Genomic DNA, 22,186 nt, shown 5'->3' on the forward strand with positions numbered 1-22,186 from the left:
CCAGTCAATTTCGTGGCTATTCCCAATTATTATGAGTATTTTAACCCTAAGTTTAATAGAATAATGCATACTTGCTCCTAAAACAGAAACTATATAAAAATTTTACAATGTGGGTAAATTTCAGTTGAAAGATATCTGGAGTAATCCGTCCCTGCTTACCGCTATAAGAAAATTTTCATTTTGGCTAAGTTTCATTACCGCCATCATTCTTATCTATGATGTAGGCTTTGACCAAACCCCGAGTCTAAACCAATCCCTCAAGGACTTTTATTTCCTGGTGTTGTTTATCGGGATTCCGTCTATCCTCATCAGGTATTTTGCGCAGAAAGAAAAGCTGGGACTTAAGGTTAAGATATTTGACACCATATTATTCATTTTATTCAGCTTAATCTTAATTATCCATATAGATTTCATTTGGAAACTCCTGCCCTTGCCCGACTTTTTCAATAAAATGGCCTGGGTATACCTTGCCTTAAGCCTCTATTTTATAAGGGAACTTTCGGTCATTAACATAAATTTCGACAGGGATTACCTCAACCCGGCACAACTCTTCATTTCCAGCTTTATTTTTATCATTCTTGCCGGAACGGCCCTGCTCCTGCTCCCCAATGCAACCCATGCAGGAATTTCATTATTGGACGCTCTGTTTACGGCCACCAGTGCAGTATGTGTTACCGGACTCATCGTGGTAGACACCGGCTCTTATTTCACTGAATTTGGGCAAATCATTATTCTTATTTTAATTCAGCTGGGAGGATTGGGAATTATGACCTTCGCGAGTTATTTCAGTTATTTTTTCAGAGGAAAGACTTCTTATGAGAACCAGTTAATGCTCAAGGACATCACTAATTCTGAGAAAATAGGGGAAGTTTTCAATGTGCTTAAAAAGATCATCCTACTCACCTTCGCCATCGAATTAATTGGCGGGGTCTTTATTTTCCTTAGCCTCGAAAAATCTGTTATTCCTGAATTTGGCGAAAGGCTTTTCTTTTCTGTTTTCCATACGGTATCCGGGTTTTGCAATGCCGGTTTTTCAACACTCCAACATAGTTTATATGAACCCGCATTCCGTTTCAATTATCCGCTTCAGCTTATAATCTCGGTTCTTTTTATCCTTGGAGGACTTGGCTTTCCAATCATATTCAACCTTTCCAAATACCTGAAATACCTGGTAAAAAATAAGGTCCTTAGAATAAAACAGGGAGAAAGAGCCCTGCATGACCCCTGGGTAATTAACATTAACACCCGAATTGTGATCATTACCAGCATTATACTTACAAGTGTAGGAACGGTGATTTTCTATGTTTTTGAGTACAATAATACCCTGGCCGGGCATAGCAGTCTTGGAAAAGTAGTCTCTGCTTTTTTCAGTGCGTCTACCCCAAGAACAGCGGGATTTAATGTAGTCGAAACTTCAGGCCTGCACTTTTCGACCATTATGATGATCTTCTTCTTAATGTGGGTGGGAGCTTCCCCTGTCTCTACAGGAGGTGGTATCAAGACCAGCACAATTGCCATTGCCACCTTTAACTTCTTTAGCCTGGCCAGAGGAAAAGACCGTATAGAGATCTACAAGCGTGAGATTGCACAGATTTCCATAAGAAGGGCTTTTTCTATAATTTCACTTTCACTGGCAGTCATAGGGATGGCGATATTTATGATCGCTGCTTTTGACAGTGACAAAAGCCTATTGAGCATTGCTTTCGAATGCTTTTCAGCCTATAGCACGGTGGGTCTGAGCCTGGGAATTACGTCAAACCTGAGTTCAGCTTCAAAGCTGGTTCTTATTTGTACTATGTTTATAGGAAGGGTAAGTATGCTCACCATACTGATCGCGCTCTTAAGAAGAGTAAAGCACCTTAATTATCAATACCCAAAAGAAGAAATCTTAATCAACTAAAAGCTATTATTATGAAATATATCATTATTGGACTAGGACATTTTGGATCGTCTTTAGCCGAAAAGCTTACCGAAAAAGGCAATGAAGTTTTTGGTGTCGACATAAAAATGGAACGGGTAGAACATATTAAGGACAAGATCACCCACGCCGTAAACCTGGATGCTACAGATCCCGCTGCGGTCTCCAACCTTCCGCTTCGAGAAACAGATATTGTCATTATTGCCATTGGAGAAGATAAAGGTGCAAATATTATGACCACTGCCCTTATGAAAAGAATGCATGTCAAAAAACTGATCAGTCGGGCCGTAGATCCCTTACAGGAAATGGTATTGCAGGCAATGGGTATCGAAGAGATCATACACCCCGAAGAAGAAACGGCCGAACGCTGGTCTAAGAAACTGAACCTTCACGGGGTGGTAGATTCATTCGAACTAAACGGCGATTTCAGCATTATAGAAACCAAGGTCCCCAAGGAATATGAAGAAAAGACGCTTGGAGAACTGGATTTCAGGGATAAATATAACCTTATAGTCCTGACAACTATGAAGATTTCCAGCCAAAAAAATGAGCTCGGAGCCTCCCACGAAATCACCAGCGTTCAGGGAGTGGCCAATTCTGAAACAAAACTGTATGAAAACGATATTATGGTGATCTATGGCAACAATAAGGATATTAAAAACCTGCTTGATGATCACGAAAAGCTGAAGGACAAGTTATAGAGCTTAGCTTATCCTGAGTCCATTTTTCACCTTAAGCCCCGGATGGAGCAAAGTGACCTCCTTTTTAGCTCCTACGGCTCCCAGCACAAGGCATTCACTCATAAAATTGGCGATCTGTTTCTTCGGAAAATTGATCACGGCAACCACCTGATGTCCAACAAGATCTTCCTTTTTATAAAGATCGGTGATTTGCGCCGAGGTCTTGCGCCGGCCTATCTCTTCTCCGAAATCAATCAATAATTTATAGGCAGGAATTCGGGCTTCCGGAAAGTCTTCTGCTTCCAGAATTGTCCCAACGTGCATCTGTACTTTTTCGAAATCGCTCCAGGAAATCTCCATATGTTAATTTTTATCTGAAAATAAAAAAAATTGTGATGCATCGCTTACATATTGTATTTTTAAAAGGCGCAAAATAATATACTCTGCGAATACCCCAAAACTCCCCCCAAATAGGTTATTTGAGATTCCCGGGAAGCCGGTAGTCTGCAAATTATAAATAAGCTTTATATTATACTATATTATTCCTATTGGTTTAGTAGGAATATAAAATTAGATTTATATAATTTTAATCCTTGTTTCACTAAAAAACGAAAATTATGAGCGCATTACAATTAGGAGACAAAGCACCGAATTTCGATGCTCAAACCTCAGAAGGAAAAATAAATTTTTATGATTACCTCGGGGACAGCTGGGGAATCCTGTTCTCCCACCCTGCCGATTATACTCCGGTCTGTACTACAGAGCTTGGGACGGTGGCCAAGTATAAAGATGAATTCGAGAAGCGCAATGTAAAAGTAATGGCTTTAAGTGTGGACGGACTTGAATCTCATAAAGGCTGGATAGAGGATATTAATGAGACTCAAAATACGCAGGTGAATTTTCCGATCATTGCAGATGAAGACAAAAAGGTCTCTGACCTTTATGGAATGATCCATCCAAAAGCAGACGATACTGCTACCGTTCGTTCGGTATATGTGATTGGACCTGATAAGACCATAAAACTTATGATCACCTATCCTGCAAGTACAGGAAGGAATTTTGATGAGCTGTTAAGGGTTATAGATTCTTTGCAGTTAACCGCTTACAAGAAGGTAGCGACGCCTGCAAACTGGAAGCACGGGGAAGAAGTGGTCATAAGCCCTTCATTAAGCAATGAAGAGGCAGACAAATTATTCCCTAAAGGTTATAAAGAAGTAAGACCGTACTTAAGGTTAACCCCTCAGCCGGAATAACACTTTGAAAAGAAAAGGCCTGTTTTTGCCAATAGCATCAATCCGATGCCCAAGGTAAAAAACAGGCCTTCTTATTTTATTTCACTTCAACAAGTTCCACGTCAAAAACAAGAGTGGCATTAGGAGGAATTACGCCCGCGGCGCCTCTTTCTCCATAACCCAAGTGCGGAGGAATAACGAATCTGGCCTGGCTTCCCACTTTTAGAAGCTGGATGCCTTCATCCCATCCCGAGATCACGTGGCCCACACCCAGTGGAAATTCTATAGGCTGATTTCTTTTATAAGAAGAATCGAAAACGGTACCGTCAGCCAACATTCCCTTATAATGAACGGCAACAGTCTTTCCTTTTTCGGCTTTGGCTCCCTCACCTTCTTTTTCGATCTTATAACGAAGTCCGCTTTTGGTCACTTCAAAGCCCTGAGATAATTTACCTACCAGTTCTTCCTGTCTTTTCTTAGCGGCTGCTTCTCTTTCCTGCTTGGCTCCGTTAAATTGCCTGAAAGACTCCACAGCATTGAAATTCTCAGCATCGGCACCTTCACGGATTATCTCGAGTTTCTCTATTTTATCGCCCTGTTTGATGCTGTCTACCACTTCCTGACCTTTTACCACACTTCCAAATACGGTGTGCTTACCATCCAACCAGGGAGTTTCTACGTGAGTGATAAAGAACTGACTCCCGTTGGTTCCCGGGCCTGCATTGGCCATCGACAATTTCCCCGGAGCATCGTGCTTTAGGTCCGGATGGATCTCATCATCAAATTTATAGCCAGGACCACCTACACCGGTACCTTTAGGATCCCCTCCCTGTACCATAAAATCAGGAATTACACGGTGAAATTTAAGTCCGTCGTAATAAGGTTTACCCTGGGGCAGAACCTCATTTTCGAGGTTCCCTTCCGCAAGTCCAACAAAGTTTCCTACCGTCCCCGGCACTTTTTCATATTCAAGTTCCACTAAAATCTCACCTCTTGTAGTGTGAAATTTAGCATATAATCCTTCGTTCATTCTATTAAAATTTTATTGAGGTGCAAAGATACCTATTTTTAACATTAAAAGCAGGGCTATTCCTTCGAAGCCGTATATACTTCTTCTCCGCCTACAAAGGTCTTCAGCACCTTTACGGCAGGAATCTCATCTTCCTGAATTTCCATAATATCCTGGTCCAGGATAATGAAATCGGCAAATTTCCCGGGTTCAATGCTTCCTTTCTCTTCTTCCTCAAAATTGCTGTAAGCCGCCCAGATGGTCATCCCTTTCAGGGTCTCTTCCCGGCTAAGAGCCTGGTCTTTCATAAATCCTCCTTCGGGAAAGTTATCGGTATCCTGTCTTGCCACCGCTGCATAAAAGGTTAGGAAAGGGCTTACCTTTTCAACCGGAAAATCGGTACCCAGGGCTACAAGCCCGGCCTGATCTAAAAGCCTTTTATAGGCATATGCCCCTTTGAGACGTTCTTTCCCCAGCCTGTCTTCGGCCCAGTACATATCGCTTGTTGCGTGAGTAGGTTGTACCGAAGGAATGATATTCTTACTGAAATAATGGAAATCGGCTGAATCTATTACCTGCGAATGTTCCACCCTCCATCTTCGGTTTTGGTTAGATTTCAACAGGGAATCATAAGTCTTCAGCACCACAAAATTAGCAGAATCGCCAATCGCGTGGGTATTCAGCTGAAATTCGGTTTTTGCAATCCGCTCTGCTGTCTTTTTAAATTCACTTATGGGAGAAAGCAAAGCTCCAAAATGGCCGTGACGGTCAGAATACTCCTCCTTAAGTGCAGCCCCTCTGGAACCCAGGGCCCCGTCTCCGTAAAATTTAACGGAACGCACATTAAGTCTGTCGGTTTTATAAGGTCCCTGACTAAGATAGTGGTCCAGATTCTCAGGAGTATTGCTGATCATCGCATAGATCCTGATCTTGAGTTCCTCCTGCTTTTGCAGGCTGTCCATAAGATCAATGATCTCCTTGTCTATCCCGGCGTCATCAACCGTGGTAAGTCCATAGCTTAAGCAGATCTCCTGCGCAGCCAGCAGCGCTTCGGTATTTGTCTTGATATCGGCTTCAGGTTCGGCTTTTTCAATAAGCATCATAGGGTTGTCTACGATAATCCCGGTAAGTTTTCCGTTCTTCTGTTCAATATCACCACCTTCAAATTTGGTGTCTACAGTGATACCGGCCTTATCAAGCGCTGCCTGATTAGCCAGTAAGGCGTGACCATCTATCCTGGTGACCGCTATCGGTGTCTCCGGAAATAGCCGGTCCAGGGTATCCTTGTTCGGGAATTCCTTTACTTCCCAGTCATTCTGGTCCCATCCCCTTCCGGTTATGAATCCGGTATTATGTTCTTTCTGAAATTCGCTGATCCTGGCTACCACCTCCCGGAAGCTTTTAGTCCCGGTAAGATCTACCTTTTGTTGCTGCAGCCCGAGATTATAATAATGAGCGTGGGCATCAATGAAGCCGGGATAAATGCTTTTTCCACCCGCATCCAGTTTTTCAGCGGCATTATATTTTTCGGAAAGCTGTTCCTTAGTTCCGGTTGCGACAAATTTCCCATCCTTCACCACAAAAGCACTTATCTTGCTGAAGTCCTTATCTACGGTATAAACATTAGCATTAAACACGAGAAGATCTGCCTCTTCTTTTTGGTTCCCCTTACAGGAGATCAGAAGGATCAGCAGGCTTAAATTGAGGAGTATTTTTTTCATAAAGATTTGAGATTTAGCATAAAAATAAAAAATGCGCCTTATAAAGACGCATTTTTAAGCTTTAATAAAATTTATTCTTACCACTTAAGTTTAGTCAAAATCGAACTTATAGGTAAGCCCGGCAAGCACCTGTATGCCCTGTACCTGGAAATTGGTCCATTTTTGATAATCATTATTTAACAGGTTATTTCCCTTTGCAAATATCGAAAGCTGGTCATTAAACCTGTAACCCAGGTTGGCGTTCACATCAAAATAGCTATCCAGAGTAATGATTTCAGGAGTTGTCTGAATTAAAGGATCCCCGGTAAGCACCTCTGCTTCATCCTTGCGCTCTCCTACATAAAAGATATTGGCACCCGTGAACCATTTTTCTGTGATCTGATAATCGGCGTTCAGGGAAGCCTTAATATCGGGAAGATTCCAGGCATAGGCTTCATTATCGTTCGAATAATCAAAATACTCGGCATTGACTCCTAACCGGAAGTCGCGATTAACATCAATATTCAGTTCCCCGTAAAATGAAAGGGTCTGCATATCATCATACACCACCCCAAAAGAGTTTCCATAGGCGTAATCCTCATCATTTATCTCGGGAGCGAATTCATTTCTTTTATAAAGCGGCTGATTGAAACTTGAGACATATTTAGCTCTCAAATTATAGGACACGGCATTGCTCAGTTTTCCTTTACCTCCAATATAAGCATCATATTCAGTGTCTGTTGGCATCACCGTAAGCGTTGGCGATACATACGGATTCTTCTTATAGAAACTGTAATAGGAGTTTTGTTCCAGGTCTCCTTCCACCCCGGCATAAGCGGTGAAATAATCTCCTGCCAGCCTGTAGCTCGCCGTGATTTTTGGGTAGATGTAAAAATTATTATCGGTGTTCTCAACATCCAATCCATAAAAGAAAGCGACTCCAAGATTAAGACTAAGATCATCTCTCAGGATCAGCAAGCTTGGAGATATCCCAAAATTCATATAGGTATAATCATAACCGCTGCCGGTAGGATAGCCTTCTTCAAATTTTCCGTTAAGGATATCGGCTTCCACCTCTGTAGTGATAAGCTCATTGGCTATGTTCACTTCAAAACTGCCGTTTGTGGTAAAATGATTTTCGGCAGAACTGTAAGAGTCTCTCGAATGTCTGAACCTGGCCGTAGCCCTGTCAAAAAAGGAATCATAAAGTTCTATCTCCCCGCCTAAGTAAGCCGAGATATAATTTTGTTGCGGATCGATCTCAAAAACGGTCTCATCTTCAAGCTGCGGGGATTCCGGAAGGCCATACCAGTTAAAAAGCTGGTGTTCAGCCCCTATTTCGGTCTTCCAGCTCAAATCTCTGTTTTGAGAATTATAGTTCAGGTTAAGCTCGGTATCATAATATTTATCGTCCAGCCTCACTCCGTCAATCCCTCCCTGAGAAGAATTGTGGGTAAGGAATATTCCGAAGTTATCGGTACGATTCACCTCGAGATTGCTGTAAAATTCAGCCAGCGCCCTGGTATAGTTCCCGAATCCGAGAGTGGCATAATTGTTATACAATTTTGGCGGGCGCTCCCTTTCAACGGTGGTGGCCCGACCTTTAGCCGGCGTGAAGGTTGAAGCTACAGGCACCGAAAAGATGCTGTATTTTACCGGCTTCTTAGCCGTCTCAACCGAATCGGCCATTACCGGGCTTTGTTTGATCTTATTGGCGTCTCCTACCGAAGGAGTATATGGTTTTACAACGGTCACGGTCTCACTGCCAAGAGGATCCTGGGCAAACAGAGCACCGCCTATAAAAAACATACTTAAAAACAGGCTTCTTCTTATTGAAACAAATTTCATACAGGTGTTCTTAAATGTTAGATTTGAGTTTAGTTGTTGTTGGTTTCTACTGAAGAGTTCGTCTTGGCCTCTTTAGCTTTTATCCTTGCAAGTTCAGCTTTTGCCTCCTGAACGATCTCAGGGTATTTCGCAAAGTTCTTGATCACATTATCCAGGATATAGGTGGCCTGGTAGGCATCGTCCAGCTTATCGAAGTTCTTTGCCATAAGCAACAGCCCCTTGGCTCCCCATTTCTTATATCCTGAAAAATCCTTGGCAAGTATCTGTACCGCCGCATTCGAAGCTTCGTAGTTGCCGTTCTTATGCTTAAAATAAGCATCATAATACAGGGCTTCGGCTGCCAGCTCTCCGGTGGCCTTTTTCTGAACTTCAGCGTAAGCCGCTTTCGCGCGATTCTCATCTCCAGATTTCATAGCTGAACGCGCCACGATGATCTGGGCATCGGTCCTGGCTTCTTTTTCTGAATTTGGATTGGCAAGCACCTTTTCAGCATAGGCTTCCGCCTTGGCAAAATTGTTCAGTTCGTAATAAGATTTCATCAGGTTAGACTGAGCGAATACCTTATTCTGTTCAGCTCCGGCCACTTTCTCCAGACGTTCAAGAAGAGAAACCGCCTCTGCATAATCCGACTTTTCCAGGTAGATCTCTGAAAGTCTTGCTAGCGCCTGCTCGGTAAACTCGTTGTTAGGACGATCTACGATATACTTATAATGCCTGATAGATTTATCCTTATTTCCAGATTTATAATAGAGCTGGGCCAGGTAGAAATTGGCGTTTATAGAATGTATCCCGTTAGGGAACTGGCTAAGGTATTTTTCAAAACCTGTAATCGCCTGCTCGGTCTTATTATTCAGGTATTGATTTTCGGCAGCTTCATAGGTAGTGTTATCGAGATCTGAATCGGTTACCTCAACAAAATCCACTCCTCGTACCCAGCTGGCATATTCATCTACGCGGTTAAGGTCTTTATAGACCATTCTTGCAGTTGATACGGCTTGTTTGGCTTCAGGGGTATTTGGATAATCGGCTACCACTTTTTTCAAACGCTCAAGAGATTTGTTCCCCTCGTTCTGGTTGTAATAGATAAGCCCTTGTCTCAGCATCGCCTTTGGCACCAAGGCGCTCCCCGGAACATCGCGAATTAGCCTGTTATAAGCCTGAACAGCCTGAGAAGTATTATTCATAGCTACATAGGTATTCCCCAATTCGTATAAGGCATCATCACGGTAAGATGATCTTGGATAACGACTAATGAAACTATTAAGGTCTTCGACCTTGGTATCGTTACGATCTACAAAACCGTAACTGATGGCTTTTTGAAAAGCCGCGTAATCACTATTTGAAACATTATTATCTATGGCCTTATTGTAAGCCTCCATTGCAGGCCAGTACTGGCTGTTCACAAAGTAGCTGTCCCCAAGGCGCAACAAAGCATCGTTTCGGCTCTCTACAGGATTATCGGTATCTGCAGTGAATTTCTTGAAATAATCTATGGCCCTGGCATATTCATTCTTCTTGAAATAGGCATACCCCAGGTTATAATCAAGATCTTTCATCTCTTCGGTTCCACGGGCGGCGCTCATCCCGGCAAACTCCTTATATCCTATGATCGCATCGTCGATACGGTTCACATTGTATTCGCTTTCAGCCTTCCAGTAAGTGGCTTTCGCCGTGATCTCCGGTACGCGCGGTTCTTTCAGGGCCTTTTCGAAGTTCTTGATCGCTTCATAGTATTCGCCTTCGCGATACAGGTCAAGCCCGTAATAATAAGCTACTTTCTGATATGCTACCTTATCGCTGAAATTCCTGTTATTTTCAAGCAATCTCATCGCTTCCTCGTAGTTCTTTGAGGTGATAAAGGAGTCGATCAATAAGGTTTCCAGTTCTTCTTTCGCTTCAGAATCAGGGTATTTCTCAAGATAATTGATCAGCACCTGCGAAGGACTCTCATAACTGTTTCCTATTTCATAACTGAGTTTTGCATAATTCAGGAATGCGTCCTGCTGTATCTTGGCATCGAACTGCATTTCAGAAGCATTCTTAAACGCATTTAGCGCCTGCTGTTTCTGGCCTGAGTTCAAATAGGATTGTGCCAGGTGGTAATAGGCATTTTGAGCGATGGCATTCTTCCCGTCAATGATCTTATTGAACTCATTGATCGCATTCTCATAGTCACCCTGCTTGTAATAAGCATATCCCAGTTGGTAATAATCGGTGTTGTTCCACCTTCCTCTAAGGCCGTTGTATTCCTTCAGGTAAGGAATAGCCTCCTCATATTGCCCAAGATTGAAATAGCTTTCCCCGATGATCTTGTTTAACTGTGAGATCTCACGGCGATTGGCTTTAGGCAATTGTTCCTTTCCGAGTTTTATAGCTTCCTCGAAATTACCAAGCTTAAAATTCATATCGGCCTGGAAATACGAAAGGTCTTCACTGTACCTTTCGTTACCTTTTACCTCTTCGAAATTCTCGTTGGCCTGTTCATAATCATCGGCTTCATAGGCCATATATCCGATATAATACTTGGCCTGGGCACCGTATTTCTTGGAATTGCGAACACGTTCCAGGTAAGTGCGGGCCTCATCATATTGCTTCGCCCTGAAATAAGCATAACCGTTATTGAAATTATACTCTTCCTTATCTGAACGGCTCATCGCATTTTCATCTACTTTCTCATACCATTTCCTGGCAAGGGAATATTTTCCGGTATCGAAGTAATAATCGGCTACATCTATATAGGCTGAATTGGTCTTGGTACTGGTAGGGTATCTGCTTACAAAACGCTCCATCAACCGGTCAGCACCGGGCTGGTTAAGTCTTATGGCCGCATTGGCGATATAATAAGCACAATCTCCCTTTATTTTTTCGTCATTGGTCTCATCCTTAACATCATCAAAGATCTTCTGGGCGGCCAGGTACTGCTGATTATTATACAGCTCCAGGGCGCGGTTAAAGTCTACCAGCTCGTTGGTATGAGCTGCCGACTGTTGAGAAAATCCGTTGATTGAAAAGAAAAGGAAAACAACAAATAGGATAGCTTTGCTAGGTGTCATTTATTATTTTTTAGGTTCGGGATTCAAAGATAATTTAAAGCTTGGTTTAATAACGCCGATAAAGTTCTATAATTATGTTAATCCCAAAAAAAGTAAGTTCGGTATATTTGAAAAACATATTTTTCCGTTTACTTTTACATCTGAAATCAACTTACCTGACCAATGTCTCAAACTGTTCTGGAATTAAATAACGCTGCGATCTACCAGCGTGAAAACCTTATCTTATCTGAAGTGGATGTCACCGTGAACAAAGGTGATTTTGTATACCTGATAGGTAAAACCGGAACCGGAAAAAGTAGTTTTATGAAGACCCTTTACGGCGATCTTCCGCTAACTGAAGGCGAAGGAACCATAGTAGATTTTAACCTTAGAACGCTTAAGGAAAAAGACATCCCTTACCTGCGCCGAAAGCTCGGGGTGGTCTTCCAGGATTTCAAATTGCTCACCGACCGGAACATCAAGGACAACCTTCTCTTTGTGCTTAAAGCTACCGGCTGGAAAGACAAAAAAGGGATGGACAGTAAAATTGATGAAGTACTGGACAAGGTGGGAATGAAAACCAAGGGCTTTAAATTTCCATACCAGCTTTCGGGAGGAGAGCAACAGCGTGTGGCCATTGCAAGGGCGCTGCTCAACGATCCGGAGCTGATCCTGGCCGATGAGCCCACGGGGAACCTTGACCCCCAGACCTCGGTAGAAGTTATGGAAGTCCTCCAGGAAATAAGCCGAAACGGGAACACCATTCTTATGGCTACTCACGATTACGCCCTGCTGCTGAAGTACCCTTCAAAAACGCTGAAATGCGACGGCCAGAGGGTATTCGAGGTGGTTCAGAAAAGCGTATAAAAAAAGAAGCCAATTACGGCTTCTTCTATTCTTCTTTTTAAATCAGGTCCTTATTTAAGGCTGAACCTCATCGGCTTTAACACGATGGGTCGCTTTATCTATGAACAGATAGTAGAAATTTACCCCCACGATCACGGCGTTGGTAACAATCACCGGCCAGGAATCTATCAAAACCCCATAGATTATAAAGGCGATACAGCCAACAGAATTTACGATTCTAAGTCTTATTATATTACCCATAAAAAAGGAGATCGCCACAAAAAATGAAGCGATATACCCTATCCATTCCGTAAGACTAATTCCAAATATTTCCATAGTGATAAAAAGAAAGAGCTTGTTTTAGTTATCCCTTATTTCAGCTGTCTTTTCAGAACAGTGACTTTTACGGAGATTTAAAACAAACTCTTTTTATATTGAATTGAACTTAAACTATTTTATTTCTTTTTCTTTCGTTCTCGGTAAGGAAGATCTTTCTTAAACGAAGGTGGTTTGGCGTTACTTCCACATACTCATCTTTCTGAATATATTCCAAAGCTTCTTCAAGAGAGAACTTTATTGCAGGAACGATCTTCGCCTTATCATCGGCTCCGGAAGAACGCACGTTAGAAAGCTTCTTGGTTTTAGTGATATTCACCGCCATATCATCCTGACGTGAATTTTCACCTATCACCTGGCCTTCATAGATATCCTCACCCGGATCTACGAAGAATTTTCCACGATCCTGAAGTTTATCGATAGAATAAGGAATAGCTTTTCCTTTTTCCATAGAAACAAGAGAACCGTTAAGTCTTTCAGGAATTCCACCTTTTAGCGGCTGGTATTCCTTGAAACGGTGCGCCATAATCGCTTCCCCTGCAGTAGCGGTAAGCAACTGGTTACGCAGCCCGATAATTCCTCTTGAAGGAATAATGAACTGAATGTTCATACGGTCCCCACGGGTTTCCATACTCAGCATCTCCCCTTTTCTCATAGTCACCATCTCCACGGCTTTTCCTGAAACTTCTTCAGGAAGATCTATGGTTAGTTCTTCTACAGGCTCACATTTTACGCCATCAATTTCTTTGATGATCACCTGTGGCTGTCCGATCTGAAGCTCATAACCTTCTCTTCTCATTGTTTCAATAAGAACTGAAAGGTGAAGTACCCCACGACCGTAAACCATAAATTTATCGGCGCTGTCTGTTTCCTCTACCCTAAGGGCAAGGTTCTTTTCCAGCTCCTTGGTAAGTCTTTCCTTAATGTGTCTTGAAGTCACGAACTTTCCGTCTTTCCCGAAGAAAGGCGAATCGTTAATAGTGAAAAGCATACTCATTGTTGGCTCATCTATGGCGATGGTCTTTAATCCTTCCGGCTCTTCCAGATCGGCAACAGTATCACCAATCTCAAAACCTTCAAGACCTACAATTGCACAGATGTCTCCTGCATGTACCTCTTCGATCTTTCTTCTTCCAAGACCTTCAAACGTATGAAGTTCTTTGATCTTCGTCTTTTTTATACTTCCGTCACGCTTCACAAGGGAAACCTGCATCCCTTCCTTCAACACACCTCTTTGAAGACGCCCAATAGCGATCCTTCCTGTAAATGAAGAAAAGTCAAGAGAAGTGATAAGCAGCTGGGGAGTCCCCTCTTCTACTTTTGGTGCAGGAATGTGCTCCATCACCATATCAAGCAAAGGCTCGATACTTTCTGTTGGCTTTTGCCAGTCATCACTCATCCAGTTGTTCTTGGCCGAACCGTAAACAGTCGGGAAATCCAGCTGCCACTCTTCAGCGCCAAGTTCGAACATAAGGTCGAAGACTTTTTCGTGAACTATATCTGGTGTACAGTTTTCTTTATCTACCTTGTTCACAACCACGCAGGGTTTTAAACCAAGGTCGATAGCCTTCTGAAGTACAAAACGTGTTTGCGGCATTGGCCCTTCAAAGGCGTCTACCAGCAAAAGCACTCCATCGGCCATATTCAATACCCGCTCAACCTCACCACCAAAATCGGCGTGGCCAGGAGTATCTATAATATTGATCTTTGTGTCTTTGTAGGTTACCGAAACGTTCTTGGAGGTAATGGTAATACCTCTCTCTCTTTCCAGGTCATTATTATCCAGGATAAGGTCTCCTGTGTTCTCATTGTCCCTGAAAAGTCGGCAATGGTACATAATCTTATCAACCAGGGTTGTTTTGCCGTGGTCAACGTGTGCGATAATCGCGATATTTCTAATAGCTGTCATACGAGCCTGTTTTTAAAAGGCTGCAAATGTACGTCTATTTTTTCCGAAATCACTAGTCTTGTGGCACTTAATTACGTAAAATAACATTCAGTTAATCTCAAAGACTAACTAACTGATACTCTTCCTCTAAGACGTAAATCACAAAACCTTAATTCTCATCGGCTGAAGGCCCGTAAGTTGCAGGAACCGACAGATCATTCAATCGCAGGTATACGCCCAGTTGTGCCCGGTGATGCGGAAACTGGTTCATAACCATTGCCTGCAGCACGTTAAAACGCGGCATTTCCATTAACGTCTCTCCGTTCTGGGTCATCTTCCAGTTCTTCTGATATTCTTCGTCGGGCTTATTTAATGCGGCCTCAGCCTCCTGAACATTGTTCTTTAAGGTCTGGAGTATCTCTTCAATACTTCCAAAATCCGGCGCCTTATAGCCTTCCATATCCAGCTCTTCCATTTCCATTGTCCCTGTAATCCAACTGGGAATCTCAGCCAGGTGATTGGCAAGCTCCCTGAAACTCATCGATTTTTGATGAGGCTTCCAGTCCAGCTTATCTTCGGGAATCCTTTTCAGGAATTTTTCGGTCAGGGCAGCTTCCTGCTGTAGCTCCTGAAGAAAGAAGTCTTTAATATCCATTTTCATATTGTTAGTTAATCGCCTTAAAATACAACAAATTGATAATTAAACTCCCTTTTCCTGAAAATTTTAAAACTACGGGTTTTCCCGTATTTTTCGCAATTGTGCCGGCCAACTAATTCGCTTATCTTTGTTCCCCTAAAAAACCGGTTATGAAACTTGAGAATATTCCGCAATTAAAACATACTGACTCCAATAACTTTTTCCTTTTAGCCGGACCCTGTGCCATTGAAGGTGAAGAAATGGCCTTACGCATTGCCGAAAAGGTAGTTGAAATCACCGACAAACTGGAGATCCCTTATGTTTTTAAAGGCTCTTTCAAAAAGGCCAACAGAAGCCGAATAGACAGTTTTACCGGAATTGGAGATGAAAAAGCGCTGAAGATACTGAGAAAGGTGTCCGAAACCTTCAACATCCCAACCATAACCGATATTCATGAGGTAAGCGACGCGAAACTGGCTGCAGAATATGTAGACATTCTTCAAATCCCGGCATTCCTGGTAAGACAGACGGACCTGGTGGTAGCCGCTGCAGAAACGGGGAAAACCGTCAACCTTAAAAAAGGTCAGTTTATGAGTCCCGAGAGTATGAAACACGCCGTGACCAAGGTAACCGACTGTAATAACGAACAGGTAATGGTAACCGACAGGGGAACAATGTTCGGATACCAGGATATGATCGTGGATTTCCGCGGTATCCCCACAATGAGAGAATTTGCTCCAACGGTACTGGATGTAACCCACTCTTTACAACAGCCAAACCAGAGCAGCGGGGTTACCGGAGGAAGACCTGATATGATAGAAACCATTGCCCGTGCCGGAGTGGTAAACAATGTTGACGGGCTGTTTATCGAAACCCACTTCGATCCTGCAAATGCAAAAAGCGATGGCGCAAATATGCTCGACCTGAAACATCTGGAGAATCTGCTCTCCCATCTTGTTGCAATCAGAAAGACCATCAATAAGTTTTAAATAGTTCGGGTAAAGCAGGGAAGTACCAGGCATTTTACCTTTTCAGAACCATTATTCAGACACCCGTTCTACATTTAAGAGTACCCTCCTGATCTTCTCACTAAGCTTTGGACAGGTACCGCTTTTAAACATTCTTAAAAATATTCACAACTCGCATTAAATAAAAGTTAATCCACATTCCCCAGGTAGGATTTTATTTCATTTTGGTTTAATTTGAAGAAATCCAATTAACCAACCAATAAATGAAAAGAATTTACTCCCTACCTAAATTCACTTCTGCTTTCCTTTTATTTTTGGGAATAAACCTGTTTGGAATAACCCCTGTAATTGCACAGGAAGAGCCGGAAATAAGCGTTGGCGGCGCCCTAAGATTCAACTACAATCTATCTTCCTGGAAAGACGGACAAAAGGACCGTGGAGGAGATTTTGGTTACGATATGTTCCGGGTAAATTTCGACGCGAAATACAAAGGAGTCTACCTGAATGCAGAATACCGCTTATACTCCGATTTTTTTGGCGGCGGGATGCTAAAGCAGGGCTGGATGGGATATAAGTTCAACAAACAGGATGAGATCCAGGTTGGGCTTACCCAGGTTCCCTTCGGGATCCAGCAGTACAATTCCCACAACTGGTTCTTTAACCTCACCTATTATATGGGGCTTGAAGATGACCACGATATGGGGGTGAAATATATTCACGACGGAAAAAAAATAGAATACCACCTCGCTTTCTTCAAGAGCTCTGAAGAGCTGCGCTTTGGGAGTGAAACCGAATCTTCACCCAGTCGTTATTCCTACGACGTTGCCGGCCGCAACAAGGAGATCAACCAATTCAACGGAAAGTTCATCTATAAGTTTGTAAATAAATCAATTCACAGGGTCGGGCTTTCGGCTCAGTATGGAGGTTTGTACAACCTTGACACCAAAGAAACGGGAGATCATTACGGTCTCGCGGCCCACTATGAATTTATCGGGGATCGCTGGAACGTGAAAGCCCAGGCTTTAACAGCCTCGCATAATCCTGAAAATGCCGAAGGAGAATCTGAAGACGTGCTGAGTTTCGCTGCTTACGGCGCCCCTTATCAGGTTGCCGCCGATTTCAATCTATATTCACTGGCAATATCAAGAAATATTCCTGTAGAATGGGGTCCGGTCTCCAATCTTGAGTTCTACAACGATTTTGGATATATGCAGAAGCAAAAAGCCGGCTTCGAAGATTCATATATGAACGTAACCGGAGTTTTGATAACTGCTGGACAGGTGTTTACCTATGTAGATTATGCCGCCGGCTATAATCATTCCTGGCTGGGCGGGAATTTTGTAGATGACTTTGCAAAAGGGAAGCCCGATGCCAAATGGGAAGCCCGCTTTAATATTAATATCGGCTATTATTTTTAAATCATAACCAAACCAAAAAATATGAGTGAGAAAGTTACCAGAAGCGATGAGAAAAAGTCCATATTCGGCCTGGAAGTCAACGGTCCTGTTTTTTTCACATCCGCTTTTATTATAATCGTATCTATTGTTCTAACTCTTTTATTTGAAAAGAGGGCTCAGGAAATTTTCAGCAGTGTACAGGAAACGGTCGCAACTAACGGTGGCTGGTTCTTTATACTTTCAGTAAATGTATTTCTGATCTTTATGATATACCTGGCCTTCAGCAAATTTGGAAAACTTAGGATTGGAGGACAAAATGCCAAACCAGAGTTCAAGACCCTCTCCTGGTTTGCAATGCTGTTCAGTGCCGGGATGGGAATAGGACTTCTTTTCTGGAGTATTGCAGAACCTATAAACCACTTCAATTCTCCTCCAATGGCCGAAGGAGGGACTACTGCCGCAGCCAGAGAGGCGATGAACTTCACCTTTTTACATTGGGGCTTTCACGCCTGGGCTATTTACGCCTTAGTAGGGCTTGCATTGGCCTATTTCACTTATTCAAGAGGCCTCCCGCTCACTATCAGGTCTATTTTTCATCCTTTTTTAGGAGATAAGATACACGGCTGGATTGGTGATATAATAGATATTTTTGCCGTTCTGGCAACCCTCTTCGGATTGGCTACTTCACTTGGGCTTGGGGTAAAACAAATTGCAGCAGGACTTAATCACGTATTTGATATTAGTGGCGGAATCACCACACAGGTATCCCTCATAGCCGGGATTACCCTTATAGCAACCATCTCTGTGGTAGCAGGTGTAGATAAAGGAGTGCGCTTTTTGAGTGAATGGAATATGCGAATTGCTGTTGCTTTACTCGTACTGGTGGTCATCTTAGGCCCAACAATATTTATTTTCCAGTCTTTTGTTCAGAACACCGGAAGCTACTTTTATAACTTCCTGAATCTGTCTACCTGGACCGAAAGTTTCACTGGAACCGACTGGCAAAACTCCTGGACGGTATTCTACTGGGGTTGGTGGATTGCCTGGTCCCCTTTTGTGGGTACCTTCATCGCCCGTGTTTCTAAAGGAAGAACCGTAAGTGAATTCATTTTGGGGGTACTGATAGTTCCCTCACTGGTCACCTTTTTTTGGATCTCGGCTTTCGGAAGTGTCTCCATTCAACAGGCCTTGCTGGGAGACAACACCATAATCGATGCTGTTGATGATAACGTGGCTACCGCGCTATTCGTATTCCTTGAAGACTACCCTATTGCCATTGCGCTTAATGTGATCGCGGTTATACTTATTGCAGGATTTTTTGTGACTTCTTCGGATTCCGGATCCCTGGTTGTCGATTCCCTAACCTCGGGAGGTAAGATTGATGCCCCTGTGGGACAACGTATTTTCTGGGCTGTTGCCGAAGGAACCGTAGCTGCCGTATTGCTTATTGGTGGTGGCCTGCAGGCATTGCAAACCGCTTCCATCGTAACGGGACTCCCCTTCGCCTTTATTCTGCTCTTTATGTGTTATTCGCTTTATAAAGGACTTAAGGAAGACCTTCAAAAACTCAATGAGAAGGAAACACAGAAAGAAATGGACAATTATGAAGAGATCGTATCTGAAATTGTTCAGAAACGAAACTTAAAATCAGAAACCGGAAAACAGGAAAATTCATAACTATGGAACAAGTGAAAAATATCTTAGTTGGACTGGATCTTTCAGAAATTGATGACACACTTATAGAATATGCATCATTTATAGCCGACAAATTAGGAGCTGAAAAGGTATATTTTGTCCATAATATTAAGAAATATGAGATTTCTGAATTATTTCAGGAACAGCTCAAGGACATCAACCTGGAAGACATCATAAGCGAAGAACTAAAGGATAAAATCAGTTCTAAATTCAATGCCAATGCGCAATGGGATGTTTTAATCTCTGAAGACCCTTATTCTGAAGCATTGATAAAATATATAGTAAATAAATATTTGGTAAACCTCGTCATTCTGGGGAACAAGAATAAAAAGAAAGGAACAGGAACGGTACCGAGTAAACTACTAAGGATCCTGAATTGCGATCTGCTTACGGTTCCGGAAAATGCTCCCTGTAAACTGGAAAATATCTGGGTGGGCACTGATTTTTCGAAGGAATCCAAAAAAGTATTCCAGGCCGCCAGGGTTTTACAAAGTGCCACCGGGGCAAAAGTAACTGCCACCCACGTTTTCAGCATTCCGGTTCACTTCTCTCCTTATATCAACAAGGAAGATATGGAGCCTAAGATAGAAAAGCACGTAAACGAGCGAATGGATAAGTTCCTCAAAAACCTAGATTACCAGGGAGACCTCTCTTTCAGGATTTATTCTGCCCGAAGCTCCAGCGAAGCGGTAGAGCTGGCTACAAAAGCGGAAGCCTCAAAAGCCGATATGCTGGTGGTTGCCGATACGGGTGGAAGCACTATATCGTCAATCCTCGTAGGCAGCTTAACCGAGGAACTTTTTAACAGTCAGCTACACCTGCCTTTATGGATCTCCAAATAGGCAAAAACAGTTGTCTTTTATTGAATATTAAGCTTAATCAAAACCGGTAAATGATCTGAGGGGTATTTTTGGTCTTTTGAGTCACTAAGCACTCCGTATTTTAAAACCTTTATCCCGTCGCTTACCAAAATATAATCTATACGGCGGGTTACCGGTTGGTTGAATTCATACCCGTTAAAAGTTCCTTCCGGTCCGAAAACAACATTTTCACTGATACTTTTGCTGTCATTGAGTTTTTCTGATAGAAACTGAATAGCTTCTGTATCCGGCTCCAGATTAAGGTCTCCCATTAGCACCACCGGCAGTTCACCTGCATTAACCTCGTTTATTTTTTTCCAGATAAGTTTGGCACTTTCCTGCCTTGCCTTTTCCCCCATATGATCAAAATGAGTATTAAAGACCCAGAATTCCTTTCCGCTTTCCCTTTCACGAAATTTAGCGTAGGTGCAAATTCTTGGCAGGGCTGCATCCCAACCGGTAGAAACCTGAGACGGGGTTTCAGATAACCAAAAAGTATCCGCTTTTAAAACTTCAAACCTTGAACTATCAAAAAAAATGGCGCTGTACTCCCCTTTCTCCTTACCGTCTTCACGGCCTACCCCTACAAACTGATAGCCCGGAAGATTTGCCTTGAAATGTTCAAGCTGGCTTAACAGCGCTTCCTGCATCCCTAATATTTCCGGTTCATAGAATTTCAGCTGATTGGTGATATGATCCTTACGCTGAGACCAGCTGTTCTTACCGTCATTTTCGTTCGCATACTTAATATTGTAGGTCATCATCTCAATTTGTGCCTGAGTTGACAAACCAAAAGCTATAAGAAAAATAAGGCTGAAAATATTTTTAAGCATACTCGTTTAAACTTTTAATATCACCATCTACATAACCCTGAAGATAGCTGAATCTTTCGGTCAGCTTTCCATTCTCAGTCATTCGGGCTCGACTAAGGATATGGTCATAATCATTATTAAAAAATGCGGGAATCACATGTTCCAGGAACATATCTCCAAATCCTTCACTGGCATCTTTGGGTAATTCGCAGGGCAGGTTGTCTACAGCCATCACACAAATCGCATCCTTTTCTCTGAAATCTACTTCAGATTCTGTTTGAGGATTGTATCCAAATAAGGGTTCGGCAATGGTGGATGGCCTGATTGTACAAGCCACAGGTCCGGCAATATCACAGGAAATATCTGCCACATATTTTATTTTAAAATCGGAAGATTTGGCATCCTCTTCGGTAAAGAATTTCGGTGCTCCTTCGCCGTAAAAATGACCGGCGATAAACATATCACTCACCCTTGCAAACCTAAAAAAGTCTGATTCATAATATTCAGGATGTTCATAGAATTCTTTTGCAGATCCCTCTCCTCCGTCACTACGCTTATTATAATCCAGCACATCTATTTGGCAGTATACAGGTTCGTTAAATTCAGAATTGAGATATTCCTCCACCCCAACTCTTTTAATCTGCAGGTGATCCAGGATCTCTTTGGCTCCGTGGGCAACTTTACCGTTTCCGGTAAGCACGATCTTAAAAGCAGGCAGTTTGATCCTGTCTAGTTCTGCGCACAAAGCCTGAAGGTCGGCTAAGGTTTCAGCCTTTGGAAGTTCAAAAAGGCCCTCTTTCAAACCAACTGCCCTGAAACCGTTATAAGCCCCAACCAGCCCGGCATACCTTCCAAAACCAATGAGCCTTCCGCCCTTTTCGTTTACAATAACCTCGTGATCATAAAGCTCGATATTATTGTGCAGGATTTCCCTTAAAAGATCACGATTATAGGGTTGTTTCTTAATGGTATGCGAAAAGAAAAAATACTTTTTACCGGGAATAAGGGCAGGAATAGGGACCTCTTTCACCCCTAGCATTACATCACAGTCTGACACATCTTCAGAAACCTCAAAACCGGCATCCCGGTATTCCTGATCAGAAAAAATGCGGATATCAGAACTTTCAACCTTAAACCTGGCTTCGGGAAACTTTGCTACGGCTTCTTTCAGCTTTTGAGGAGAGAAAACAACTCTTCTGTCCGGTGGGGTTTTTCGTTCTTTAATAAGCGCAAATTTTATCATTTCTGGTATAGGTTTTGTACATTTAAATGTGGCTTGTAAAGATATAAATTTTAATAGTATCTTTGCTGACCTTGGCCGGAAGAAA

The 22,186-nt window shown here is 42.6% G+C and carries 18 protein-coding genes; 8 read left to right on the plus strand and 10 right to left on the minus strand.

Annotated elements, in window-relative coordinates; genetic code table 11:
- Nucleotides 1-109: 109 nt before the first annotated feature.
- Together ACFQ3Q_RS12720 and ACFQ3Q_RS12725 are read left to right on the plus strand one after the other, a co-directional pair.
- Nucleotides 110-1,900 carry a TrkH family potassium uptake protein gene (locus tag ACFQ3Q_RS12720; protein WP_380746440.1) on the plus strand — a complete coding sequence of 597 codons (1,791 nt, stop codon included), beginning with the start codon at nucleotides 110-112 and terminating at the stop codon, nucleotides 1,898-1,900.
- 11 nt (nucleotides 1,901-1,911) lie between these two features.
- Nucleotides 1,912-2,619 (plus strand): potassium channel family protein, encoded by a 708-nt coding sequence (locus ACFQ3Q_RS12725; RefSeq protein WP_380746442.1) that lies wholly within the window; start codon nucleotides 1,912-1,914, stop codon nucleotides 2,617-2,619.
- Between the two features lie 3 nt (nucleotides 2,620-2,622).
- Here the strand turns inward: ACFQ3Q_RS12725 and ACFQ3Q_RS12730 are convergent, their stop codons facing one another.
- Entirely contained in the window at nucleotides 2,623-2,958 is a 336-nt protein-coding gene (locus ACFQ3Q_RS12730) for a tRNA-binding protein (protein ID WP_380746444.1), read from the minus strand.
- Nucleotides 2,959-3,215: 257 nt separating this feature from the next.
- Between ACFQ3Q_RS12730 and ACFQ3Q_RS12735 the strand changes: the two genes are divergently transcribed.
- A complete protein-coding gene (locus ACFQ3Q_RS12735; protein ID WP_380746445.1) occupies nucleotides 3,216-3,851 on the plus strand; it encodes a peroxiredoxin in 636 nt (211 codons plus the stop codon).
- A gap of 76 nt (nucleotides 3,852-3,927) precedes the next feature.
- Here ACFQ3Q_RS12735 and ACFQ3Q_RS12740 read toward each other — a convergent pair whose 3' ends face one another.
- From ACFQ3Q_RS12740 to ACFQ3Q_RS12755, 4 genes are all read right to left on the minus strand, one after another.
- Nucleotides 3,928-4,860, minus strand: a complete 933-nt coding sequence (locus ACFQ3Q_RS12740; RefSeq protein WP_380746447.1) for a peptidylprolyl isomerase — start codon at nucleotides 4,858-4,860, stop codon at nucleotides 3,928-3,930.
- Nucleotides 4,861-4,916: 56 nt separating this feature from the next.
- The gene (locus ACFQ3Q_RS12745; RefSeq protein WP_380746449.1) at nucleotides 4,917-6,560 is read right to left on the minus strand and encodes an amidohydrolase; all 1,644 of its coding nucleotides are present in this window, start codon (nucleotides 6,558-6,560) and stop codon (nucleotides 4,917-4,919) included.
- Between the two features lie 90 nt (nucleotides 6,561-6,650).
- A complete protein-coding gene (locus ACFQ3Q_RS12750; RefSeq protein ID WP_380746450.1) occupies nucleotides 6,651-8,387 on the minus strand; it encodes a TonB-dependent receptor domain-containing protein in 1,737 nt (578 codons plus the stop codon).
- Between the two features lie 29 nt (nucleotides 8,388-8,416).
- On the minus strand, nucleotides 8,417-11,440 hold the full coding sequence (locus tag ACFQ3Q_RS12755; RefSeq protein WP_380746452.1) for a tetratricopeptide repeat protein: 3,024 nt from the start codon (nucleotides 11,438-11,440) through the stop codon (nucleotides 8,417-8,419).
- 162 nt (nucleotides 11,441-11,602) lie between these two features.
- On the opposite strand from ACFQ3Q_RS12755, the gene ACFQ3Q_RS12760 reads away from it, so the two are divergent.
- Nucleotides 11,603-12,286 (plus strand): cell division ATP-binding protein FtsE, encoded by a 684-nt coding sequence (locus tag ACFQ3Q_RS12760; protein WP_380746454.1) that lies wholly within the window; start codon nucleotides 11,603-11,605, stop codon nucleotides 12,284-12,286.
- Between the two features lie 54 nt (nucleotides 12,287-12,340).
- Here ACFQ3Q_RS12760 and ACFQ3Q_RS12765 read toward each other — a convergent pair whose 3' ends face one another.
- The 3 genes from ACFQ3Q_RS12765 to ACFQ3Q_RS12775 all read right to left on the minus strand — a co-directional run bounded on the left by ACFQ3Q_RS12765 (nucleotide 12,341) and on the right by ACFQ3Q_RS12775 (nucleotide 15,144).
- A complete protein-coding gene (locus ACFQ3Q_RS12765) occupies nucleotides 12,341-12,601 on the minus strand; it encodes a uroporphyrinogen decarboxylase (RefSeq protein ID WP_380746456.1) in 261 nt (86 codons plus the stop codon).
- Nucleotides 12,602-12,710: 109 nt separating this feature from the next.
- Complete coding sequence (gene typA / locus ACFQ3Q_RS12770) at nucleotides 12,711-14,510, minus strand: translational GTPase TypA (protein WP_380746457.1); 1,800 nt, start codon at nucleotides 14,508-14,510, stop codon at nucleotides 12,711-12,713.
- A 148-nt stretch (nucleotides 14,511-14,658) separates the two neighbouring features.
- The gene (locus ACFQ3Q_RS12775) at nucleotides 14,659-15,144 is read right to left on the minus strand and encodes a DinB family protein (protein WP_380746459.1); all 486 of its coding nucleotides are present in this window, start codon (nucleotides 15,142-15,144) and stop codon (nucleotides 14,659-14,661) included.
- Between the two features lie 152 nt (nucleotides 15,145-15,296).
- Between ACFQ3Q_RS12775 and kdsA the strand changes: the two genes are divergently transcribed.
- From kdsA to ACFQ3Q_RS12795, 4 genes are all read left to right on the plus strand, one after another.
- Nucleotides 15,297-16,115: a 3-deoxy-8-phosphooctulonate synthase gene (gene kdsA / locus ACFQ3Q_RS12780; protein ID WP_380746461.1), complete on the plus strand. Its 819-nt coding sequence runs from the start codon at nucleotides 15,297-15,299 to the stop codon at nucleotides 16,113-16,115.
- A 242-nt stretch (nucleotides 16,116-16,357) separates the two neighbouring features.
- A complete protein-coding gene (locus tag ACFQ3Q_RS12785; RefSeq protein ID WP_380746463.1) occupies nucleotides 16,358-17,512 on the plus strand; it encodes a hypothetical protein in 1,155 nt (384 codons plus the stop codon).
- A 21-nt stretch (nucleotides 17,513-17,533) separates the two neighbouring features.
- Entirely contained in the window at nucleotides 17,534-19,168 is a 1,635-nt protein-coding gene (locus ACFQ3Q_RS12790; RefSeq protein WP_380746464.1) for a BCCT family transporter, read from the plus strand.
- A 2-nt stretch (nucleotides 19,169-19,170) separates the two neighbouring features.
- Nucleotides 19,171-20,028 carry a universal stress protein gene (locus tag ACFQ3Q_RS12795; protein WP_380746465.1) on the plus strand — a complete coding sequence of 286 codons (858 nt, stop codon included), beginning with the start codon at nucleotides 19,171-19,173 and terminating at the stop codon, nucleotides 20,026-20,028.
- A gap of 17 nt (nucleotides 20,029-20,045) precedes the next feature.
- On the opposite strand, the gene ACFQ3Q_RS12800 is transcribed toward ACFQ3Q_RS12795, so the two are convergent.
- Complete coding sequence (locus ACFQ3Q_RS12800) at nucleotides 20,046-20,879, minus strand: endonuclease/exonuclease/phosphatase family protein (RefSeq protein WP_380746467.1); 834 nt, start codon at nucleotides 20,877-20,879, stop codon at nucleotides 20,046-20,048.
- The gene (locus ACFQ3Q_RS12805) at nucleotides 20,872-22,101 is read right to left on the minus strand and encodes an NAD(P)-dependent oxidoreductase (protein ID WP_380746468.1); all 1,230 of its coding nucleotides are present in this window, start codon (nucleotides 22,099-22,101) and stop codon (nucleotides 20,872-20,874) included. Before ACFQ3Q_RS12805 ends, ACFQ3Q_RS12800 begins: the two co-directional genes overlap by 8 nt.
- Nucleotides 22,102-22,186 lie beyond the last annotated feature (85 nt).

The organism is Salegentibacter chungangensis (genome assembly GCF_042678405.1).
Classification (GTDB): Bacteria; Bacteroidota; Bacteroidia; order Flavobacteriales; family Flavobacteriaceae; genus Salegentibacter_A; species Salegentibacter_A chungangensis.